This is a genomic window from Rubinisphaera margarita (assembly GCF_022267515.1).
Taxonomy (GTDB): domain Bacteria; phylum Planctomycetota; class Planctomycetia; order Planctomycetales; family Planctomycetaceae; genus Rubinisphaera; species Rubinisphaera margarita.
Window position 1 is genome coordinate 78,899 of sequence record NZ_JAKFGB010000020.1, and the last position, 19,847, is coordinate 98,745.

At 57.5% G+C, this 19,847-nt stretch carries 16 protein-coding genes; 11 read left to right on the forward strand and 5 right to left on the reverse strand.

The features are described 5' to 3' along the window. Nucleotides 1–36: 36 nt before the first annotated feature. Nucleotides 37–477, reverse strand: a complete 441-nt coding sequence (locus tag L1A08_RS18965) for an Hsp20/alpha crystallin family protein (protein ID WP_238758101.1) — start codon at nt 475–477, stop codon at nt 37–39. Nucleotides 478–906: 429 nt separating this feature from the next. On the opposite strand from L1A08_RS18965, the gene L1A08_RS18970 reads away from it, so the two are divergent. The 6 genes from L1A08_RS18970 (at nt 907) to L1A08_RS18995 (ending at nt 9,722) form a co-directional block, all read left to right on the forward strand. After that, on the forward strand, nt 907–2,811 hold the full coding sequence (locus L1A08_RS18970) for a hypothetical protein (RefSeq protein WP_238758102.1): 1,905 nt from the start codon (nt 907–909) through the stop codon (nt 2,809–2,811). A gap of 116 nt (nt 2,812–2,927) precedes the next feature. Further along, nucleotides 2,928–3,773 (forward strand): 3-deoxy-8-phosphooctulonate synthase, encoded by an 846-nt coding sequence (gene kdsA / locus L1A08_RS18975; protein WP_238758103.1) that lies wholly within the window; start codon nt 2,928–2,930, stop codon nt 3,771–3,773. An 88-nt stretch (nt 3,774–3,861) separates the two neighbouring features. Beyond that, nucleotides 3,862–5,535, forward strand: coding sequence for a tetratricopeptide repeat protein (locus tag L1A08_RS18980; protein WP_238758104.1), 1,674 nt, complete (start codon nt 3,862–3,864; stop codon nt 5,533–5,535). A 129-nt stretch (nt 5,536–5,664) separates the two neighbouring features. Beyond that, nucleotides 5,665–6,630, forward strand: coding sequence for a bile acid:sodium symporter family protein (locus L1A08_RS18985; RefSeq protein WP_261362976.1), 966 nt, complete (start codon nt 5,665–5,667; stop codon nt 6,628–6,630). Nucleotides 6,631–6,680: 50 nt separating this feature from the next. Further along, nucleotides 6,681–7,553 carry a ThuA domain-containing protein gene (locus L1A08_RS18990; RefSeq protein WP_238758106.1) on the forward strand — a complete coding sequence of 291 codons (873 nt, stop codon included), beginning with the start codon at nt 6,681–6,683 and terminating at the stop codon, nt 7,551–7,553. Nucleotides 7,554–7,673: 120 nt separating this feature from the next. Continuing rightward, nucleotides 7,674–9,722: a peptidylprolyl isomerase gene (locus tag L1A08_RS18995; RefSeq protein ID WP_238758107.1), complete on the forward strand. Its 2,049-nt coding sequence runs from the start codon at nt 7,674–7,676 to the stop codon at nt 9,720–9,722. Between the two features lie 162 nt (nt 9,723–9,884). On the opposite strand, the gene L1A08_RS19000 is transcribed toward L1A08_RS18995, so the two are convergent. Both L1A08_RS19000 and L1A08_RS19005 read right to left on the reverse strand, forming a co-directional pair. Beyond that, entirely contained in the window at nt 9,885–10,775 is an 891-nt protein-coding gene (locus tag L1A08_RS19000) for a hypothetical protein (RefSeq protein WP_238758108.1), read from the reverse strand. Nucleotides 10,776–10,777: 2 nt separating this feature from the next. Next, nucleotides 10,778–12,301: a DUF1570 domain-containing protein gene (locus tag L1A08_RS19005; RefSeq protein ID WP_238758109.1), complete on the reverse strand. Its 1,524-nt coding sequence runs from the start codon at nt 12,299–12,301 to the stop codon at nt 10,778–10,780. A 114-nt stretch (nt 12,302–12,415) separates the two neighbouring features. Between L1A08_RS19005 and L1A08_RS19010 the strand changes: the two genes are divergently transcribed. The 5 genes from L1A08_RS19010 (at nt 12,416) to L1A08_RS19030 (ending at nt 18,488) form a co-directional block, all read left to right on the forward strand. Continuing rightward, nucleotides 12,416–13,672, forward strand: coding sequence for a DUF3592 domain-containing protein (locus tag L1A08_RS19010; protein ID WP_238758110.1), 1,257 nt, complete (start codon nt 12,416–12,418; stop codon nt 13,670–13,672). A 237-nt stretch (nt 13,673–13,909) separates the two neighbouring features. Further along, nucleotides 13,910–14,803 (forward strand): TIGR03000 domain-containing protein, encoded by an 894-nt coding sequence (locus L1A08_RS19015; RefSeq protein WP_238758111.1) that lies wholly within the window; start codon nt 13,910–13,912, stop codon nt 14,801–14,803. Between the two features lie 152 nt (nt 14,804–14,955). Then, nucleotides 14,956–15,585: a hypothetical protein gene (locus L1A08_RS19020; protein WP_238758112.1), complete on the forward strand. Its 630-nt coding sequence runs from the start codon at nt 14,956–14,958 to the stop codon at nt 15,583–15,585. Further along, complete coding sequence (locus L1A08_RS19025) at nt 15,528–17,009, forward strand: HTTM domain-containing protein (RefSeq protein WP_238758113.1); 1,482 nt, start codon at nt 15,528–15,530, stop codon at nt 17,007–17,009. Before L1A08_RS19020 ends, L1A08_RS19025 begins: the two co-directional genes overlap by 58 nt. Before the next feature lie 279 nt (nt 17,010–17,288). Next, nucleotides 17,289–18,488 carry a tetratricopeptide repeat protein gene (locus L1A08_RS19030; protein ID WP_238758114.1) on the forward strand — a complete coding sequence of 400 codons (1,200 nt, stop codon included), beginning with the start codon at nt 17,289–17,291 and terminating at the stop codon, nt 18,486–18,488. Between the two features lie 60 nt (nt 18,489–18,548). Here L1A08_RS19030 and rimI read toward each other — a convergent pair whose 3' ends face one another. Continuing rightward, complete coding sequence (gene rimI, locus L1A08_RS19035) at nt 18,549–19,091, reverse strand: ribosomal protein S18-alanine N-acetyltransferase (protein WP_238758115.1); 543 nt, start codon at nt 19,089–19,091, stop codon at nt 18,549–18,551. A 528-nt stretch (nt 19,092–19,619) separates the two neighbouring features. After that, a complete protein-coding gene (locus L1A08_RS19040) occupies nt 19,620–19,823 on the reverse strand; it encodes a (2Fe-2S)-binding protein (protein ID WP_238758116.1) in 204 nt (67 codons plus the stop codon). Nucleotides 19,824–19,847 lie beyond the last annotated feature (24 nt).

The window sequence follows — 19,847 nt, forward strand, 5'->3', positions numbered from 1 at the left end:
CTTATGTGTTTGAATACCGAGAAGTCCCCCGACGAATTACCGGCCTTGAACCGGAACCCGCTTCGGGGCAAGTTCTTCAGCGATCACAAGTTTCAGTTCAAGAATTCCCTTTTCAAAGCTCGCTTCCGTTTTCGAAGTATCGATCGGCGAAGCGAACTGCATTTCCCGCTGCAGGCGACCGAATGGCCGTTCCTGCTTCAGGCTTGAACCTTCAGACTGTTCGGGCTGCTTCCGTTCGACCGCAATCCGAACCTGTTCGCCGACCACATCGACTTCGATGTCTTCTGCGGTCACGCCTGGCAGTTCGAGGCGGATCAGGAACTCGTTATCCTTTTTATAGACGTTCATACTGAGCGCGCCCTGCGAAGCCATCAGGCCGTTGCGAAACTCGATCAGCGAACTCTGAAGCTCATCCTGCAGACGTTGGCAAACGTCCGGGAGTCGCGACTGTTTTGGCAAAGCAAATGAACCCAACATGGTTGTTTCTCCTTTGCATTTCGGGCTGATTTGGTGTCCGATCAGAAGTTGAGTGGACAGCCAATGGTATTTGCAACGTGCGTGCCAATCGTTTGGTTCACGAAAAATGTGAGTCATAACTTGTTTTTTAGTAACGTTTTATCGTTATTGGCGCGTTTTTACGCTGGCGCGTCGCTGCATGCCATAATGGCATTCTTGGTGTGGGGCCGCTCAATTGGATTGAGGTGCCATAATGGCGTGCTGTGAATCCGTAACGATTAGGAAAGGGTTGACAGCAGGGGCTCGTAGAGCGGAGAGGATCGAACGAATAGATTGCAGCCGACATGGCCGGTGATTCGATTTGAACCATACGACCCGGATTGCGGTTCCTACGGACAGGATGCGCCCGGAGCGTGAGACGAAAGACTGAAGGACCAGGGAAGGTCAACAATGGGTGTCAAGTTTGCCGGGTCGCGCGCCGTCGATGACCGGCGTCGCCGACGGCTCGTAAGTGAGAACGAGAATCTTCCGGAAGCTCCTCAGAAAGCGAGCCGTTCGGGGGGATATTGGCATATTCGTCGACTCGATGAAGAATCGTACGATCGCCCCCGTTCGCCCATCGCCAGCCTGATTCCTTTTAATCCGGTTCGCATCTGGCTGATCTGCTGCGCTTTGCCAGTCGCGATGCTGGCTCTGGTGCTGATCAGCGCCACGTGGCCGCTGCCTGCTGGCCACCCGCTTCGTGTGTCGCTCGATTTGCAATCCGGACACATCTGGCGATTCCTGACCGGATTGATGCTCCTGGCCTGTGCTTCGGCCTGCTGGTTGATCAGCTGGTTTCGGGCGGCGAGCGTGAACGACTTTGAAGGATGTTTCAAATCCTGGTATTGGTCCGGCTGGGCGTTTGCCATCATCGGGATCGCGGCCGGATGTGAGCTGCACAGCATTTGCAGTTCCATGGTCGCCAGTTACACCCGCATTGAAGTTCCGCTGCTTTGTGCGCTGCTGTGGCTGGTTCCGGTCGCGGGGATCATGGTGGAACCGGTCCGCGCTTTTACCCGGGAAATGTGGCATTGCCGCCGCAGTTGGCTGATGCTGTTGCTCTGCGCGAATTCCGCCGTCATCTACACCTACGCGGAGTGGATGCGGTTTCAACCGGAATACCGCACGTTTCTGGATGTCATCGGGACGATCCTCGCCGCCACGGCGCTCCTGACGCCCACGCTCATGTTCTCGGCTCTGGTTTCTCAGACGCATTATGTGATGTACGTCTCTTCCGATCCGGTTCGCAAACGACAGAGCTGGTTGTTCGTCGGGATGCTGCAGGGTTTTGCGAGCCTGGCTGAAGGACTACGTTCGCTGGGCGACCGCCGTCGCATGTCGATCACGGAAGAAGACGCTGCCGAGGAGCAGTCGGAACCTGAAGAGACAGTGGCTCTGAAATCGCGTCGCCGGAAAGCCGTCGCCGCAGAGGACAATGAAGTTGAAGAGAAGAAACCAGCCCGACGGAAGCGGAACAAGCCAGTTGAACCGGCGGCTTCTGAATCCGAGTCGGAAGACGATGGTCAGGAATCAGACGGAGAGGTTCGTCCTGCTCGTCGAGGGATGATGTCCCGCCTGTTCGGTGCCCGGACAGCGGCGGTTTCCGAAGAGGATGACGCTCAGCCAACGCGGGCAGAACTTCGACGTCAGGCTCGCGAAGCGAAAAAGGCGGAGAAAGCGGCGAAGGCCGCGGCTCGTGCCGAAGAAGCTGCCAGGAAAGTCGAAGAAGCCAAAGCGGCTCGTGCCGCCAAACTGGCTCAAGCCGAGGAGTCCCGTAAAACGGCCATCGCGGCAAAGGAAGAGGCCAAACGATCGGCGGAAGCCAAAAAGGAAGAGGCTCGTCTCGCCGTGGAAGCGAAACGCGAAGAGGCCCGACTGGCCGCAGAAGCAAAGAAGGAAGAAGCTCGTCAGGCCGCTGAAGCCCGAAAACAGGAAGAAGCTCAGCGAGCCGAGGAAGCCCGTCACGCCGCCGAGCAGAAGGCTGCTGAACGTGCCTCCCGGAAGAAGCCTCGTATTCGCGTCAAGAGCGCGGCTCGAGTCGAAGAGAACGACGAGTCGAACGCCGAGGATTCTCCCGTTCAGCAGAAGCCCGTCGATAAGAAGCCTGTCGCGGCGAAGAAACCGGTTTACGATGACTTCCCGCAGTCGGACGACGACTACGATGATGACGATGACCAGCAGGGCTCGATCGACATGGAGAACTATATCGGAGGGGAGCGGCTCGACCCGAATTCTCTGAAAGGCCTGAGCAAGAAGGAGCGTCGCCGGCTGCGAAAACTGCATCGCGATGAACAACGGGCCAAAGCCGGCTGATCGATGTCGGTCGTTTCTTTCCGAACCTGAGGTGACGAGCTAAGATGCACGAGTAAGCCACGGAAGCTCGATTCGGTGGCAGACTGTGATTCTCTCGGAAAGAAGCGACGCGTCGGATGCCTGAGAATAGCGTTGAAGTCGGATCCTTTCGGTGCGGACATGGCGAGCCGCTGTTGTTCATCCTGGGTCCGTGTGTGATCGAATCGCGGGAAATGATTCTCGATGTCGCCGGTCAGATCCGCGACATCGCCGATGAGCTTGGCGTGAATGTGATTTTCAAGTCGAGTTTCGACAAGGCGAATCGGACCAGTATCGAGAGCTTTCGTGGACCTGGTCTCGAAAAGGGACTGGAGATTCTGCAGGCGGTCACGGACAAGTACGAACTGCAGACCACGACCGATATTCATCTGCCCGAACAGGCCGCCCCGGCGGCGAAGGTCTGTCGGATTCTGCAGATTCCGGCGTTTCTGGCCCGCCAGACCGACCTGCTGGTCGCCGCGTCGGAATCGACGCTCGCCAATGATGGCGTGATCAACGTCAAGAAGCCGCAGTTCATTGCTCCGGCCGATATTCAACACGTTGTCAACAAGTGCAGAGAAGCCGGGCAGTCGAAGGTTCTGCTGACGGAACGTGGCACGACGTTCGGGTACGGGCATCTGGTCAACGATATGCAGGCCATTCCGTTGATGCAGGACACCGGCTGTCCCGTGGTGTTTGATGCGACTCACAGTGTCCAGCGACCGGGCGGCAAAACGACCGGTGGCAACCGGAAAATGATCCCGCCTCTGGCGCGTGCGGCGGTCGCCGCAGGAGCAGACGCGGTGTTCATGGAGACACATCCGAATCCCGATTCGGCTCCCAGCGATGGACCAAACATGCTGCCTCTCAAGGATTTGAGAGAGATTATCCAACAGTTGGCGCAAATTCGCGTACTTGTCAACGAGTGGTCGAAGTCCGCCTGAAGGCTCGATCGTCCGTCAATCCTGTAAAGCCGTCGGGCTGCCTCGACGGTTTCCCTTTCCGAGACATCAGCAGAGCTGTAACGACATCATGGCGCGGCACCTTCGAACGACGTTCCGCTGGAGCTTTCCAGTGGTGATGATGCTGGCGGTTCTGGGCTGCCAGAACCAGGATGAGAATCCGAAATCACAGACGGAAGAGAAAACCGGCTCCAGCCAGGCCCGCGAGAATCTGGAACGACGGCGGATCTGTAAGGCCAATCTCGACAAGGTCTATCAGATTCTGCGCCCCAGTGCGGAGAATATGGACAGCGAACCGACCTCGGCTCTGGTCATTCTGAACCAGTGGTTCGGCAGCTGTGCCGAGATGCCGGATGGGCAGCTCGATGTCTCGGCTCCGGCGTTCGCGAGTCTCAACGACGAAGAAGCACTGGGCAGTCTGAATAATCCGTCGGCATCCATAGCTGATATTCACTATCTCCGCGATCAGCTGCTGATGCGGCAGATGGTCACCGAAGTCGTCAAGTTCTCGCCGACCGACGTAGAGAAGGTGCGGGCTGTTATGGAGTACGTGCGGCGGAATCTTCCGATCGACGAGCTCCTCATCGACGGTCGACTTGCCACCGCTGGACTGCTTCCTCAGGAAACGCTCGACCAGCTGAATCCGTTCAGCATTCCCCGGGCTCTTCAGGATGTCGCCCTGGCGGGACGCGGCCTGCCTTACGATCGCATCTGGATGGCGGCTTCGATGTTGCGGCAACTCAATATTGAATCGCTGCTGCTCACCCACGACGCCGATCTGACATTGCGGCCCGAGGTTCCCGCTCTGCTGTTGATTCCGCTCGAATCACAGCTGGTTGTCTTCTGTCCGCAACTCGGCATCGAAATTCGGCCTGAAGGCGACGCCGAAGCCTGGGAGCTGGCCACGTTCAACGCCGATTTGAAGAATCTGTTTGCCGGTCTGGATCAGGTGACCTGGCCGGAAGATTCTCCAATCACGCGGATGAAAAACGCCGACTGGACCACAGCAAAGGTGATGTTGCCAGTCGCGCCGATCTCGGCTTCACCGCGGATGGAAGCGCTTCAACTGGACTTCGTCGGCGACATGGCCTGCAATCTGCACCAGTCTGCGGCCATTCACGGCGACGACGGACTGAAGAAATCGCTGGGATCGATCATCGGTGACCGGGAGATTGAGTACTGGCCGTATCCGCATCGGATGTATACCGGCCTGCTTGATCCGACGGACGAAGAAGCCCGATTGCGACAGTTGACGGTCGCGACGCTGCTCAAGGAAGTCCAGTCGATCCGGGCCAGTCAGGATCAGAATGAACAGACTTCGTATCGGGTGAGCATGGAGCGGAAGATGCTTAAAGCTCGCGTCGAACAACTCATCGCCCGCGATGTCGAAGCGCTTCAGACCTACATGCGGATCCGACTGCAATTCCGGGTGCCGGGGCAGGGGGCTCAGGTCGAGCTCGAGAACCTGATGCGGTTCCTGCAGGCTGAAGATGCTCACTACTGGAGTGCAGTCGCTCAGTTTGAAACGGAGCAGTACCGTTCGGCCGGCGATACGCTGCAGAACTATCTGGAACGGTATCAGCAGGGGCACTGGGTGCAGTCGGCGCGAATGTTGTGGGCCGAAGCGGAAGCCGCCGAAGGGAATCCTCAGCGAGCGATCGAAATCCTTCAACAGGGCGAACTGCAGGAGGACCAGAAAGTCCGCCGGGAACTTCTGATCCAGAAATGGAAGCCGGCAAACTAGTCCCCGAGCGGCTCAGTCGGTTCTCCGAGGACGCGGATTATTCGACTCTGAACGTTACACCCTCACCAGGTTTGTGCAGGCCGAAAGCATACAACGATTACCCGGTTTCTGATTCAGCAATGGTTTCTCCTGGCGCTCGCGATACTTCTGCCCGCCGGAGTGGTGCTTGGTCAACAGGTCCCCGGCCTGGATCAGTTCGTCCGCGAGTCGGTCAACACCAGTGTCATCGTCTTCTTCGTGCTCTTCGGCATGGCGTTCACGCTCCCGACCGGGAACATCCGCACGATCGCCTCCCGGCCGACTGGTGTGATTGCCGCGATGCTGATCAATACGGCGCTACTGCCGTTAATCAGCTGGGGGCTGGTCAGCGTCGTTCCGCTGGGACCGTTTTCCTCAGGGTTGCTCATCCTCGCCGCCGTGCCAACGACGCTGGCTTCCGCGGCGGTCTGGACGCGGAAAGCGGGCGGAAACGATGCGATCCCGCTGATCGTCACGCTGGTCTCGAACGCGCTCTGTTTTCTGACCGTGCCATTCTGGCTGACGCTGACACTTGGTCAGTCCGTCCCGATTGAGCCTGTTCCGCTCATTCAACGCCTGTTGATTGTCGCTGTGCTGCCGATGTTACTTGGACAGTGCTGCCGCGCGATCCCCGCGATGGCTCGTTTCGCCACCGAGCGGAAAACGATGATTGGATCGGTCGCTCAAATTGGCATTCTGACCATCATCTTCGTGACGTCGATTCGCACCGGACCGATCTTCGACAGTCATGCCGAGGGATTGTCGCTGCTGCAGTTCGTCATCGTGTTTTTCTGCGGGCTCTTTATTCACCTCGTTGGATTGGCGGCTGGCTGGGGACTGGCCCGAGCCTGGAAGTGTGACTGCGCCGATGCGATTGGTGTGGCGTTCTCAGCAAGTCAGAAGACACTGCCGATTGCGATTGAAGTCGCCACGGCTCCACTGATTCTGGCGAGCGGAATTTCTCCCGTCGCGATCATGCCGCCTCTGATCTACCACGCGACACAACTGGTTGTCGATACGTTGATGATTGCCAAGTTCCGCAAAACGTGTTCTGATAACGCGGCAACGAATCCGTAATCGATCGTTGTGCGTGTGATCTGCTGAACCGTGCTGGAAAAGGGACCCTCATGAAGCGTTTGACCGGGAATGTGTTCTGTTTTGTCGCGGCCTGTCTGCTCGCGGCTTCTGTTGTTCAGGCGGCTGATCAGGAAAAGCCGCGCGTGCTGATGGTCACCCAGAGTCAGGGGTTTGTGCACAACCCGGTGAAACGGGCGGACAAGACGCTGGCAACTTCGGAAGTGGCCATGATCCAGCTGGGACAGAAGTCGGGCCTTTACGAGATCGACTGCACGCAGGATTGTGCCGCCGACTTCACGAAGGAGAACCTGCAGAATTACAACATCGTCATGTTCTACACAACGGGGGCTCTGCCGATCGCCCCGGAAGATCGCGATTACTTCATCAACGACTGGCTCAAGCAGCCCGGCCACGGTTTCATCGGCTTCCATTCGGCTGCCGATACCTATCGGGCTGGGGATCCCAAGAAGAACGAAGAGTATCGCTGGTACTGGGACATGGTCGGCGGCACATTCTCAGGGCATCCCTGGAACGCCGGAGCGACTGTGACGATGACTGTGCACGATCCGGAACATCCGACGATGCAGCCGTTCGGCCAGGAATTTACCCATCAGGACGAGATTTATCAGTACGTGAACTGGCAGCCGGAAAAGGTCCGGGTCCTGATGAGCCTGGACATGTCCCGCTGCACTCCCCAGAAGCCGTATCACGTTCCGGTCGCCTGGGTGAAGAACTGGGGCCAGGGCAAGGTCTACTTCAATAACCTGGGCCACCGCGACGAGACATGGACCAACGAAGCCTTTTTGACGTCGGTCGCGAATGCCGTGCGTTGGATCGATGGACAGGTGGAAGGCTCGGCGGAACCGAATCCCGAAGTCTCGGCTGCCGAGGAAGTTAAGGCCCGCAAAGTCGCCATAGAATAGCGCGACTTGGCGATCCGGGCAGAATTTTCCAATTCTCTGGCTTAAATTTGGGCTGGGAGGGGCGTAGGATGAGTGACTCGACACCTGTTCTCACCTAAGTTCTTCCCAGGTTCCCTACTTATGCCAGTTGCTACGATTCTCGCTCAGACTCTGTCCCGACTGTTCTGCAACGCAAATGGCCGTCGGCAATTCGGTCGTCATTGCTATCAGACCGCTGGCGAAGTGCTCGAAAGCCGGACGCTGCTCGCCGGCAATGTCGCCATTTCCCTCGAACGCGGCCATATGGAAATCGAAGGGGATGACGCCAGCAACGATGTGCTGATCATTGCCGAGAATGGCAATCTCATCGCCCGTGGTCTCGATGGCACGACTGTGAATGGTCAGACCGGCGACGTTACGCTGCTGACGAGTGCGACTTCGATCGAGAAGAACCTGAAGGCCCGAATGAACGGCGGCGACGATGTCCTCACTCTCAGTGGAGTCTCGTTCGGTCGCAATGCGAAAATCTGGGGTGGATCGGGTAACGACAAGATCGGCCTGAACGATGTCTTCGTCGGCAACGACCTCCGGATCTGGACGCACAACGGCAACGACGGCGTCTGGCTGAACGATGTCACTGTTGATGATGATCTGCGGCTCGATACCGGTAAGGGCGACGACATCGTCTTTATCGACAGCACGGCCACCGGCGACGACATGAAGATCATTGCCCGTCGCGGGTCCAACGATATCCGCATCGATTCCACCCAGGTTGGAGACGATCTCCGCCTGAAGACCGGCAACGGGGCCGATGATGTGGCGATCACCGATTCCACAATTTCGGACGATCTGAAGGTCAAAACCCGATCCGGCGATGATGTCGTGCAGGTGACGACCACTGCCGTCGGCGACGATCTCAAAGTGAAGGGCGGCCGCGGAACCGATGCCGCCGAAATCGGATCTGATGTGACCGTCGGCGATAACTCGGGAACGGGTTCGGTCGAGCAGGGCATTACCGGAACAACAGCCGAAGACCGTCTCGACGATCCGACGACCGGACTGTTCGCCGTCACCGATGCACTGGCGGCAGAATTTACCAGTCGGATCTCGCCGGCTGATCTGACCCTTACGCTTGACCTGCTGTCGGACAGTGTCGTTCAGTCGAACGGAACCCTGCTCACCGATACGGCTGAGTTTGTGATCGAAGGCACGACGACCGCCGGGGCAACCGTTGCCATCGACGCGGACGGCGACGGCGAGTTCGACGACGGAACCGACATTGCCGACGCAACCGGCCTGTTCTCGATCACCACCACGCTGACGAACACAGCCACGAATAACGGTGCCAACCAGATTGCCGTCAAAGCAACGGATGCTCTCAATCGCGAAGTCGAAGAAGAGATCGACGTTCACTACGCCATTGGTACGGTTAGCCGCTTCGTGACTTCCGAAGGAACGTTCGATGTCGAACTGCTCGATGCCGATGCTCCGATCACCGTGCAGAACTTCCTGAATTATGATGACCGTTACACGAATTCGATCATTCATCGCTCGGCCCGGACTCAAACCGGGGGCGACTTTGTGATCCAGGGGGGCGGCTTCGTTCTCAATCCGGATCTCCAGCCCGTCGCGACGGACGCGGCTATTCAGAACGAGTTCAACGCAGCGAATTCCAACGTTCGTGGCACGCTCTCGATGGCTCTCGGAGCTTCGCCACAATCGGGGACCAGCCAGTGGTTCTTCAATACCACCAATAACGCCTTCCTCGATGCCAACCAGCACACGGTCTTCGGCCGCGTGATTGGCACCGGGATGACGGTCGTCGATGCGATTCACGATCTGAATACGTTCGACCTGCGAGGCGTACTGAATGAGTCCGCCCTCGGCGAACTTCCGCTCGATGGCTACACGCAGTTGACGGAAACGATTACGGGCACCGTTTCAACGACGCTCGGAAGTGCCACGCTGACCGGAACCGGGACGGCGTTTACGACCGAGTTAAATGCCGGTCAGCAGATCCTGATCGGTGATGAAATCTTCTCCGTGCAGAGCATCACCAGCGACACCGAACTGACGTTGAACGTCGCCGCCCCTGAAGCCGTGACTGACGAAACGGTCCGCACGGATGCCGAGCCGGCTGACGATGAGTATGTGACAATCACGGACATCAACAACGCCCTGTTCAGCTAAGTCGAACGGTAAGCTGACAGCGATTCAAACGGCCGGAGACTGGTTCAGTCCCGGCCGTTTTTTTGAGCATAGTCAAAATTCGACGGCAGGCATTTGCAGCAGCAAACACAGAAGGGCAGGGGGTTTGCGCCCACGCGACTGCAGGAGAAACATGAAAATGTTCTATCCGTTCGCCCGTGATTCGTTGAAGAGAACCTGTAGTCGTGCGAGCAAGTCTGCCGCCCGCTGAGGTTCATTCACAGCGAGATTGTTGACATCGAATCGGTCGTCTGGTTTGACGAACAGTCGAGGCCACTCGGTCGAGAATTCCGATTCCGAAGTCGCTGCGAGAAGCTCGCGTGGAGTGACCAGAAGCCGATCGGGGGTCCGCAGTCCACAATGCGTTTCGGCCAGGAGAAGGAGTTCTGATCGAGGTTGCCGCGACCGATCGACAATGGAGATCCCGGTCGACCACTCGGGTTGTGAGATCCTGAGAATCTCGCAAACGGTTGGAATCAGATCAGCACTGGTGAGCAACTCCTGATGCCGCCGGGCGGTCCGTTCGGGATCCGGACTGATTACAATCAGAGGAGCCCAAAGCTTTCTCGTGAGGCTCTCCGTGAACGCCTCGCCGAAGCGGACCTCCAGATCCTGCCACTGCGACAGGTCTCCCCCACGGTTGGCTGTGATGATCCACCAACAGTTCCCGGGGGGATCGAGCGCCGCCAGTGCCGATTCGATCAGAATATCCACTGCATCAACGGAAGGAGCCGATCCGATTACGAGTTCGACATGCATGAACGAACGGGGCCTGATTGTGGTACGTTCGATAGCGTCCCCGGAATCGACGACAAGGCGATCGGATTCAATTCCAGCGTTCTGGAGTGTAGCCGCAAGTCGGTCGCGACTCTCAGCGAACACTCCCGGCTGTGCGTGGAATTCGTAATAGACATCGGCCCGTTTCAGCAGCTCATCCAGGAGCGGCGTCTCGGCGTCGATGTTTCCATACGGGGTCAACTGGAGTGGAGAGAGGGTGTCGAAACTGAGCAGGATAATTGCTGCGTCGTCGTCCATGGTCAGCCTTCTCTCGGATCTGGCCCCTGGCCTCGGAGCCATTGCTGGGCTTCAGGGCTGTCCGGAAGAACGGCCTGGATATGCACGCGGAACGAATTGGAAGGCTGCGGCGTTGTTCCGGGGATTTGATCCTGGGCGTACTGTTTGGTCAGCGGAACGACTCGACTGGACCCGACGGATGGCAGAATCCACTGGGCATAGGTGTTGCCGTCGGTCACGATGCTGACGGCGAACGTCAGACTTCGCAGGGGATTCATATTGCGGATACGCCCCTGGACTTCCAGCAGACCGCCACGGTCCTGGCGGTTCAGAGCCGTCAGTTCGATCTCCGCCAGACCCCGCTGAGCATTCAGGTAACCCGGTTTCTGGGGCGGCTCACGAGTATTTCGCTGCCGGCGCATCGCGTTCCGCAACGCGAGATTGAAGTCCTGTCGCAGCTGTTGAAAGTCGTCTCCGAAATGCTCGACGAACTCGGCGGTTCGCGTCGCGTCATCTTCCTTGGCGAGCGGGGCTTTCTCCCCAAGCATCTTCACGTATTCGGTATATTTCTCGGGACGTTCTGTCACCAGCAACCAGTGCAGGCACCAGGCGAGACAGTAGGCATCGCCCGCCATTACGTCCCCCTGAAAGGCGAGGTCCTGAGAAATCAGGTCTTCCCAGCTGACCTGCTCCACCGACGACACCTGTGCGGCGTAACGAGAGTGGACCTTGGCCGGCCCCGACTGGATGCGGTCCTTGTTCGCCTCGAAACCGGTCGCGATTCCTTCGTTGAACCAGCTCGGAATCGGAGCGAGCCGCTGCAGAATGCCCCGGTTATAAACCTGCTGATGAATGGCTTCGTGCAGCGGGACCTCGAAGGTTGCACACTCGGCCATGCGGATCGCCAGGTAATTGGTCATGCCGTCGTAGAAGCCGGAGATACTGCTCACTGACAGACCCTGCCCCTTGGTGACGCTGGCGGCATAGTCGTTGAAGTCGCTGTCCGATTCGAAGATCAGCAGGACGAGTGGAGTGTCAGGATCTCTGGTGTCGAGACGCATGTCTCGGGCGAATGAGGAAAAGACGTTGTTGACATTGTTCATGAACTGAGCGGCCTTCCGCAGGAAGCCGTTGGCCGGGCCTTCCGCAGTTCGGTCCAGCGGAGCCATGAGCACCATTCCGATTACGAAGTTGTCGTCGACATAGCTGCGAAACAGGTCTGGCGTGAATCGTTCGGTCAGTTGATCGACCATCTCGTCGGTGGTGAACGGAGTCCAGTCGACCGTATTGTCCCGTTCGATGACGGCTCCCTGGGCAATCACTTCCATGCTGCCGTCCCGCTGTTCGATCGCATAAGCTCCCTGTCCACTGCCGTGGAGTCTCCCGACGACCTCTTTCTTTTCTCCAGTCTCGTCGATGAACACAAACCGATCGGCGTGAAGGGTCGACGAGGTCAGGAGGGCGCATCCCAGAAACGCCGTGCCAATCAGGGCGTTCTGAAAGAATCGCAGAGCCTGCGAGCGGGTTGCCGGTATGAAATGCAGCATAAGACGGGCTCGTGTTTCGAGTCGGGGAAACTGTCATCTGGGACAGCGACCGTTTAAGATGCGCGACATGCGAACTGAACGCAGCCGGCGACCCTGAAAAGGATGAGCGATTCCATGGCCGAATTCAACGGTAAGTCCTCTGCAAAAGCTCTCTCGCATGGGAAGTCCAGTGCGATGGGGTGCGGCTGCTTTTTCATGTTCTTCTTCGGAATCTTTCTCATGGTCGGCCTGATTGGCTCCACGGCCATGATGTCGGACCTGCTCGTTCCCTATCTCGAAGTGCGCGGCTGGGCGGAAACCCCGTGTGTAATCACTAAGTCGGAAGTGGATGGGATCGGCAATCTCGTACTCGAGTACCAGTATACCTACAGAGGGCTCGAAGTGGCGGGGACGGGGTACACCTACGACGTCGCGCCCGCCAGGCCAGCGGATCCGGTTGAGTTCGTTCGCGAGTTTCCCGTCGGTGCGGAAACGGTCTGCTATGTCAATCCGGATGATCCCACCGAGGCGGTGCTGAACCGCGAGTTTCGGTCGACGATCCTGTTCGCATTTATTCCCGTTCCGTTCGCACTCGTAGGACTTGTCGGCATGATCGCCGTGCCGGTTCTGTCCCGGAGAATGAGCCGCAAGATTGATCAGCTCGATGAAAAGTTCGAGCTTCCCGTATCCGCGGTCCGGCTCGCCGCCGTCATGGGGCAGGGGAGTAAGACGGAATGGCGCGATACGGACACGCCAGCAGGTCCACAGGAGTTGAGGCCGACGCAGAATTCAAAGCTGGTGTTTGTCGCCTGTCTCTTCTTCTCTCTGTTCTGGTGCTCGATTGTTTCGTTCCTGGTGATGGAAGTGATCGACGGATGGAGGGACGGCGATTCTCCAATATTCATGACACTGTTCGCGCTTCCCTTCGTAGCGGTGGGGCTGGGAGGCCTTTGCGTCTCCCTCTATCTGTTCCTGAAGATGTTCAATCCGGTGCCGAAACTCGTCGTCAGTGAACGCAAGATTCCGCTCGGCGATACGATCCGGATCAAATGGCTGATCGACGGAAAAGTCTCGTCGATTCGCAAGTTGACCGTTCGGCTCGTGGGCAAGGAATGGATTCAATACCGCCAGGGAACAAATACGTACACCGACACGGACGACTTCTACGTGCACGATATTGCCGTGCTGGAAGATCCTTTTGCGATGGAAATCGGCGAGGCTGACGTCACGATCCCCATTGGCAGCATGCATACTGTGCGAGCAACCAATAACCAAATTCGCTGGGAACTGAAGATTCTCGGCGATATCAGATGGTGGCCGGATATCGATGAGAGTTTTTCGATTACGGTGTTGCCGCAATCGTCGCCTCCGATCGCGAGCGAAAGTCGCTGATATACACGAATGTTGATGTGTAATTTGCTGTCCCAGCCTGCCTCTTTTTTACAACCGTCATATTGAATTTTACCATACCCATGTTACCCTGTTTTTCTGGCCTGCCAGTGTTGGAGATTGCATCACAGAGTCACAACCGACGTTGTCTGTCGGCCCGACGATGGCCGAATCGACACTGGTTTGTCCTGCCAGGATGGCTTTGGGTTAGTAACAACACATCACTTGAGGGGGCGGTTCATGGTCAAGTCACGAGTAAGTCTTGCCTGGTTGAAGGGGTTGGCAGCGGTTATCTGCTGTGCGGCTCTGGTCTGCGATACGGCGGAAGCCCGTCGCTGGGGTTCTTCCGGCAGTAGTGGAAGCAGCGGCAGCTGGGGAAGCAGTGGCAGCTCTGGCGGCAGCAGCGGCAGTAGCGGAAGCCGTGGGCGTCGCTGGGGTTCTTCAGGATCGTCTGGATCCTCGGGATCGTACGGTTCCTATGGTGGCGGCTATTACGGTTCCAGCGGATCGAGTGGGTCTTCCGGCGGGTATGTGACGAGCTACTACGGTTCCGGCGGATCGAGCGGATCGACCGGCTCCAGCGGATCGACCGGCTGGTACGCTTCGGGGGGATACAGCCATGGTTCTTCCGGCGGATCGTCGGGAGGCTACTACCACGGCGATGCGATTCATGACCACGGTCAGGACATCTACAGCCCGGGACATGTTGTTCCTGGTGACATGATTCCCGACGGTGACATGATTCCCGACGGTGACATGATGCCGCCAGGCGAACTGCGTGAATCGGTTGGCGACGATTCGGCTCAGATGCTCGGCCCGGGATTCCCGACCAGCGCTGTCGAAGAAACCGTCCGCATCCGGATGTCGGTGCCGGCCCAGGCTGATGTCTATCTGAACGGTCAGAAAATGACTTCAGTCGGTTCGGTTCGGAATTTCGTTTCTCCGAAACTTTCGGCTGCCGGTCCCTACGTTTATCAAATTCGAATTGAATTAACACAAGATGGGCAGGAACTTGTTACCGAACATCAACAAAAGGTAACCACCGGCCGACAGTATGAACTAACCTTTGCTCAGCAGGACGGTACTCTGGTTCTCGTTCCCGCTGATCAGGACGCGAAGCTGGCCAGCCGATAAGGTCTGACCGGTGCAGCGTCCGCCACGAGCAGGACGCTCGTTACGACGAAAGCACACGGAGAGGAGGTCCGTACCTTCTCTCCGTTTTTTGGTTTACGCTGGATCTCCATCCCGGGTTTTCCGAATCCGAGATCATTCCACAGGGTCGGACAATGACTTCTGACATCACAGCAATGCAGCCGGCATCATCCGCGTCCGAGGTCAAACCTCGTCGCCGGGGATGGTCGCTGGCCGGATTTGTTTTGCTCAATCTCTGGATTGTCTTTCACCTGCTGGCCATTGTTTCCGCGCCGCTATCGGTCTCTCCCTCGTCGAATCTCGAACGGGGGCTGTGGATGACGATGTCACCTTACGTACAGATTCTCTATCAGAATAACGGCTTTCATTTCTTCGCTCCCAACCCGGAAGGTTCGAACTCCGTTCGATATGTCCTCGAGTTCGAGGACGGCCGCACGCTCGAAGGGAAGTTTCCGAATCGGGATATCTCGCCCCGACTTTTGTATCACCGCTACTTCATGCTCTCTGAAACGCTGGGAGCTCTCGGCGGGGAAGCGCGTGAGCGAATGGTGCGGGATTTTGCGCGACAACTCTGTCGCGACTACGGAGCCGAACGGGCCACGCTATTCCTGGAATGGCACGAGCTGGCACGGCGGGAGCGGATTCTGGCAGGGGGATCCCTGTTTGACGATGACCTGTACCAGGTGACACCACTGGGAACTTTCACATGGGACGAACTGTCCAAATCATCCAACGCGAATGTCGCGACTACCTCGGCCGAGTAGTCGATAACTGGAACGACTTCTGGTTCACGCCCCGCGACCCATTCTCCATGTCCGTCATGCGGATTCTGGTGGGCTGGATGGTGTTTTACACCATTCTCGTCTGGGGCATGCGGCTCGATTCGTTCTTCAATGTCGACGGCTTCAACTCAATGGAGATGCTCGAGAAGCATTTGTTCGTTGAGGAAGGTCCGCTCGCGCTTTCGTTCTGGTACTGGGTGCCGGATTCGCTGGTCTACCCGGTCCATTATCTGTGTCTGGCCGTCACGTTCTGCTTCATGATCGGTCTGTTCACGCGATGGACCTCGGTGCTCTCGCTGATGATCCTGGTCTCTTACGCATATCGGGCCCGCTACGCGAATTTCGGGCTCGATCAGATCAACGCCGTGCTCACTCTGTATCTCTGCATCGCTCCCTGCGGTGCTTATTTGTCCGTCGACCGATTGTTGCGGACTTGGCGGCGGAAGAAGAACAATCCGGGCGTCGAAGTGGCTCCCGAGCCGGTTGCTCCAACGATCGCGACGAACATCGCCACGCGGATGTCGCAAGTCCACTTCTGTGTAATCTATCTGGCGGCCGGACTGGGAAAACTGTTCGGTGAGACCTGGTGGGACGGCACGGCTATGTGGCGCGGTCTGGCCAATGCGGAATATCAGACTCTCGATATGACCTGGCTGGCGTACTTTCCGTGGTTCACAGAGCTGATGACGCACATGACGATTGCCTGGGAGGTTTCCTTTGCCTTCCTGATCTGGCGTCCGCTCATGCGACCCTGGATGCTGCTCGTCGGTGCCAGTATGCACTTCGGCATCGGACTGATGCTCGGCATGTGGACGTTCGGCTTCTGCATGATGTTCGGTTATCTGGCATTCCTCGATCCGCTCAAGCTCCGCGCCGTGCTTCAATACGTCTCCGGGATGTCGTTCGGTTCCGACGAAGTCGTCGCCGTTTCGCCCACGCCCACAGTCCGTCCCGTTCCGGCGGGGACAGGCTCGCTTGAACATGTCGTCCTGCTCGATCACTCAACGGAGTCCGCGGGGAAGACCGCGGCTGAACTGGAGCGACTTGGTGCGGGAGCCCGTGTCGTGAGTGGACTCGATGACCTGATGGGAGCGCTCGAAGACGAGCCGGAATCGGCCGTGATCGCGAACCTGCAGAAAGTCTCGGCCGAAGATGTCGAACGCTATTTCTGTTCATTGCAGCCACTCGCCCTGCGAAACCGCCCCTGCGTCACGCTCATGCGTCATCGTCAGACTGGCTGGCTCGATTCCGTGTCGATGCCGGATCATCACCGGATTCTGATTCTGCCCTGCGATCGCAAAGATGTCATCAACGAGCTTTCGAAGGCGGCGGCTTATCTGAGTACTCAGGAGGCGCGAACTTCTGACGAGCGGGCCCCGGCTCTGGGAATGGCAAGTCTTCACTAGAGCAGATTCAAAATTCGACGGCAGGCGTTTGCAGGAGCAAACTCAACATGGCAGGAGCTTGCCGCCCATGCGACTGTTGGAGAAGCATGAAATGCTCTAATCGAGCGGATCGCTCGACCAGATGTTCGCGTCGGAGCGAGTGTTCGTCGGGGACATCGCATTGACGCGGACGGAACGGTGACAAAATAAAGTAAACTGCTCTCGCTGGCTGAAACCATCGGAGACAATGTCCGTACCCGGACGTTTCGATGATTGATCATAGAACTTGAGGTCGTTCTCATGCGATGTCGTATGCTCTCGCTGATTCTGGTCGCCGTGGTTGGAAGTCTGACCGGCTGTTACGACACCGACAACCCCATGGTTGGTCGGCACAAAGCCCTTCTGGCGGAACAGCAGCAGGATTACGAACGCGCCATCGCCTACCGTGAAGAAGTCCTGGAGAAGTTCCCGGACTATCCCTTCCGCTGGGAAGTCACCTACGAACAGGGCCTGGCTTACCTGGAAATGGGGGAGCCGGAGAAAGCGTTGGAGTACTTCGATCGCACGATCGAGATCGACCCGCAGTACAACTTCGCCTATATCCGACGTGCCCAATGCTACGAACGGATGGGCGTGACCGATAAGGCGATTGCCGATGGCAACCACGCTCTTGAGATCAGCGACATCAGTCAGGAATTCGGAGAGCTGTTCCTCACTCGGGGCAGCGCTTACGCTCAACGTGGCGAGATGATCCGTGCTTCACACGACTGGAACCTCGCCCTCGAAATCATGCCGAATTCGACCGAAACTCTCTACCATCTGGCCAGCTACTATCTCGACGAGAATCGAGCCGGCGAAGCCCTGCCATTGATCGATCGCTTCCTTGAAATCCGAAATCAGGATCCGGAAGTCAGTCTGATGCGGGCGATCGCGTTGGCGGACCTGAATCGGCCCGAAGAAGCCGCCGCCGCTCTGAGCCGAGCCCGGGAACTCGATCCGGAAGGGCAAATGGAGTTTCCGGAGACCCTCGAACAGTTGATGGCTGAAGTGCGCCAGCCGGGCCCTGATGAGTTTCCGGGAGAAACCAACATCGAAATGATCGACGCGGGAACCGATCAGGCTCTGCAGGAAAAGGCCTGTGCGATTGGTCGCGAGTATCTGACCCAGTCCGGATATCAGTGTGCTGACCAGCTCCCGGGAGTATTCGACTTCATCCGTTGCGAGAAAGACGCCGAGCCTTATCAGATTCGGGTGAAGGCGGTCGTGAAAGCGGACGCCGACTCCTTTTCGCTGACCGAGGGTGAACTCAACCAGATGATGCAGCAGGATCCGCCCGCTGGACTGATTGTCGTCACTGGACTGGTTTCGAGCGAAGATCCGAGTTTCCCAACCAGCCCGGGCGGACGGGTTTCGGCGTTCACGAAAAGCTGGCGCCCTGATCCCGCTCGTCTGCAGCCGGTCGCTTACCGGTATCCCCTGCCGCAGCCGGACAGCGAATAAAAAACCGTCCGCAATGATTGAACACTGCGAACGGTTGCTGTTCTCGAGCCGCGAGAGGAACTACGCGGCGTCGGCGTCGTAGTAGTCGGAGATGCGGTTGGTAATAGGGATGATGGACATGTTCATCTCATCCACCAGTCGATACCGCATGATGTAAGCGTCTTCGCAGGTGTCGTCGTAATGGTTCCGTAGAACCGTGACGGCCATGAAGTTCTGCTGCTTGAAAAACAGCTGCGCGGACAAGTTGCGTTCGCGAACTTCGAGCAGGATTTCCTTGCGACGCTGCAGCGACAGTTTGTCGATGAGCCGCTGCACCATCTTCGTGCCGATCCCCTGACGCCGATGCGAATCGGCGACGGCGAAGTTCAGCACGTGCAGATTCGATTTGTGCAGTTCGTAGATCATGAAGCCGACGATTTCGTGGTCGACTTCCGCCACCATGCCGATGCAGTTGCGCTGGCGAAGGATGCAGAGAAACTCTTCTTCGGTCCAGGAATACTCAAAGCTTTCCTGTTCGATGGCGAGGACTTCTGGCATGTCCCGACGAATCAGCCACCGAATTTGAAGAGAAGATTTTGGATCACTGAGATGACTGAAACTCACCGCGGCCTCCTTGCCCATCGATAGGTATCGTCGCTCCGAAGAGCCATCATAGTCTTCGGTCTGGCACCCCGTGAGGGGCTTTTAACGGGAATCCGAATGCCGTCAGCAAGTGATCGTTGCGTTCTCGGAAATTCTCGTTCCCGGGCTTTATTCCATCAAGCACCAGTCGAGTCATAGTCATACCAGCATCATGAGGGTCTGGCAAGACTATCAGGCCGATTTGTAACACTTACCTATGTAGTCTCGACATTGTCAGCACCGTGTTATCAGGGGGTTTTCCCCGGTGCACGGGAATTGCAAAAAATTTCTGGACGAAGCGACCAGCCAAAGGATCGTCAGGCAACCTGAGAATCTCGGCTGACGAGGTCGTCCTGGCGTTTCGGTCACCCGGTCGGAACTCGCCTGCTGGCGAGAATCGTCGGCGAGCGAGAGGATTGCGTGCCGGGCGTCATTCGACGGCCGCCTGCACTGAAGTGACTTCACGTTGAACGCAAAAGTTCTCAACCGGTGAAATCCGCAGGGCGGTGGTCAGGCAATTTCCAGCTGACGGGCGGCTGCGCGGCGTTCTTCGATCAGATCTTTGATCTTGCAACGGCAGCACATACAGCCGGTACCAGCTTCAGTCAGCCTGGCGACCTGTTCAACGGTCTCGGCCGAGAAGATCGAAATCGCATGTTCGACGGTCTCGCGGGACACGCCGAGACAATGGCAGAGCGGTTTTGATTCTGACACGGGATACGCCTCGGGGAGAAAACA

Coding starts and splice junctions, on each gene's coding strand:
- L1A08_RS18970 (WP_238758102.1), top strand. CDS start 907: ATGGGTGTCAAGTTTGCCGGGTCGCGCGCCGTCGATGACCGGCGTCGC.
- L1A08_RS18990 (WP_238758106.1), top strand. CDS start 6,681: ATGAAGCGTTTGACCGGGAATGTGTTCTGTTTTGTCGCGGCCTGTCTG.
- L1A08_RS19005 (WP_238758109.1), bottom strand. CDS start 12,301: ATGCTGCATTTCATACCGGCAACCCGCTCGCAGGCTCTGCGATTCTTT.
- L1A08_RS19030 (WP_238758114.1), top strand. CDS start 17,289: ATGCGATGTCGTATGCTCTCGCTGATTCTGGTCGCCGTGGTTGGAAGT.
- L1A08_RS19015 (WP_238758111.1), top strand. CDS start 13,910: ATGGTCAAGTCACGAGTAAGTCTTGCCTGGTTGAAGGGGTTGGCAGCG.
- L1A08_RS19020 (WP_238758112.1), top strand. CDS start 14,956: ATGACTTCTGACATCACAGCAATGCAGCCGGCATCATCCGCGTCCGAG.
- L1A08_RS18995 (WP_238758107.1), top strand. CDS start 7,674: ATGCCAGTTGCTACGATTCTCGCTCAGACTCTGTCCCGACTGTTCTGC.
- L1A08_RS19000 (WP_238758108.1), bottom strand. CDS start 10,775: ATGGACGACGACGCAGCAATTATCCTGCTCAGTTTCGACACCCTCTCT.
- kdsA (WP_238758103.1), top strand. CDS start 2,928: ATGCCTGAGAATAGCGTTGAAGTCGGATCCTTTCGGTGCGGACATGGC.
- L1A08_RS19025 (WP_238758113.1), top strand. CDS start 15,528: ATGGGACGAACTGTCCAAATCATCCAACGCGAATGTCGCGACTACCTC.
- L1A08_RS18980 (WP_238758104.1), top strand. CDS start 3,862: ATGGCGCGGCACCTTCGAACGACGTTCCGCTGGAGCTTTCCAGTGGTG.
- L1A08_RS19010 (WP_238758110.1), top strand. CDS start 12,416: ATGGCCGAATTCAACGGTAAGTCCTCTGCAAAAGCTCTCTCGCATGGG.
- L1A08_RS18965 (WP_238758101.1), bottom strand. CDS start 477: ATGTTGGGTTCATTTGCTTTGCCAAAACAGTCGCGACTCCCGGACGTT.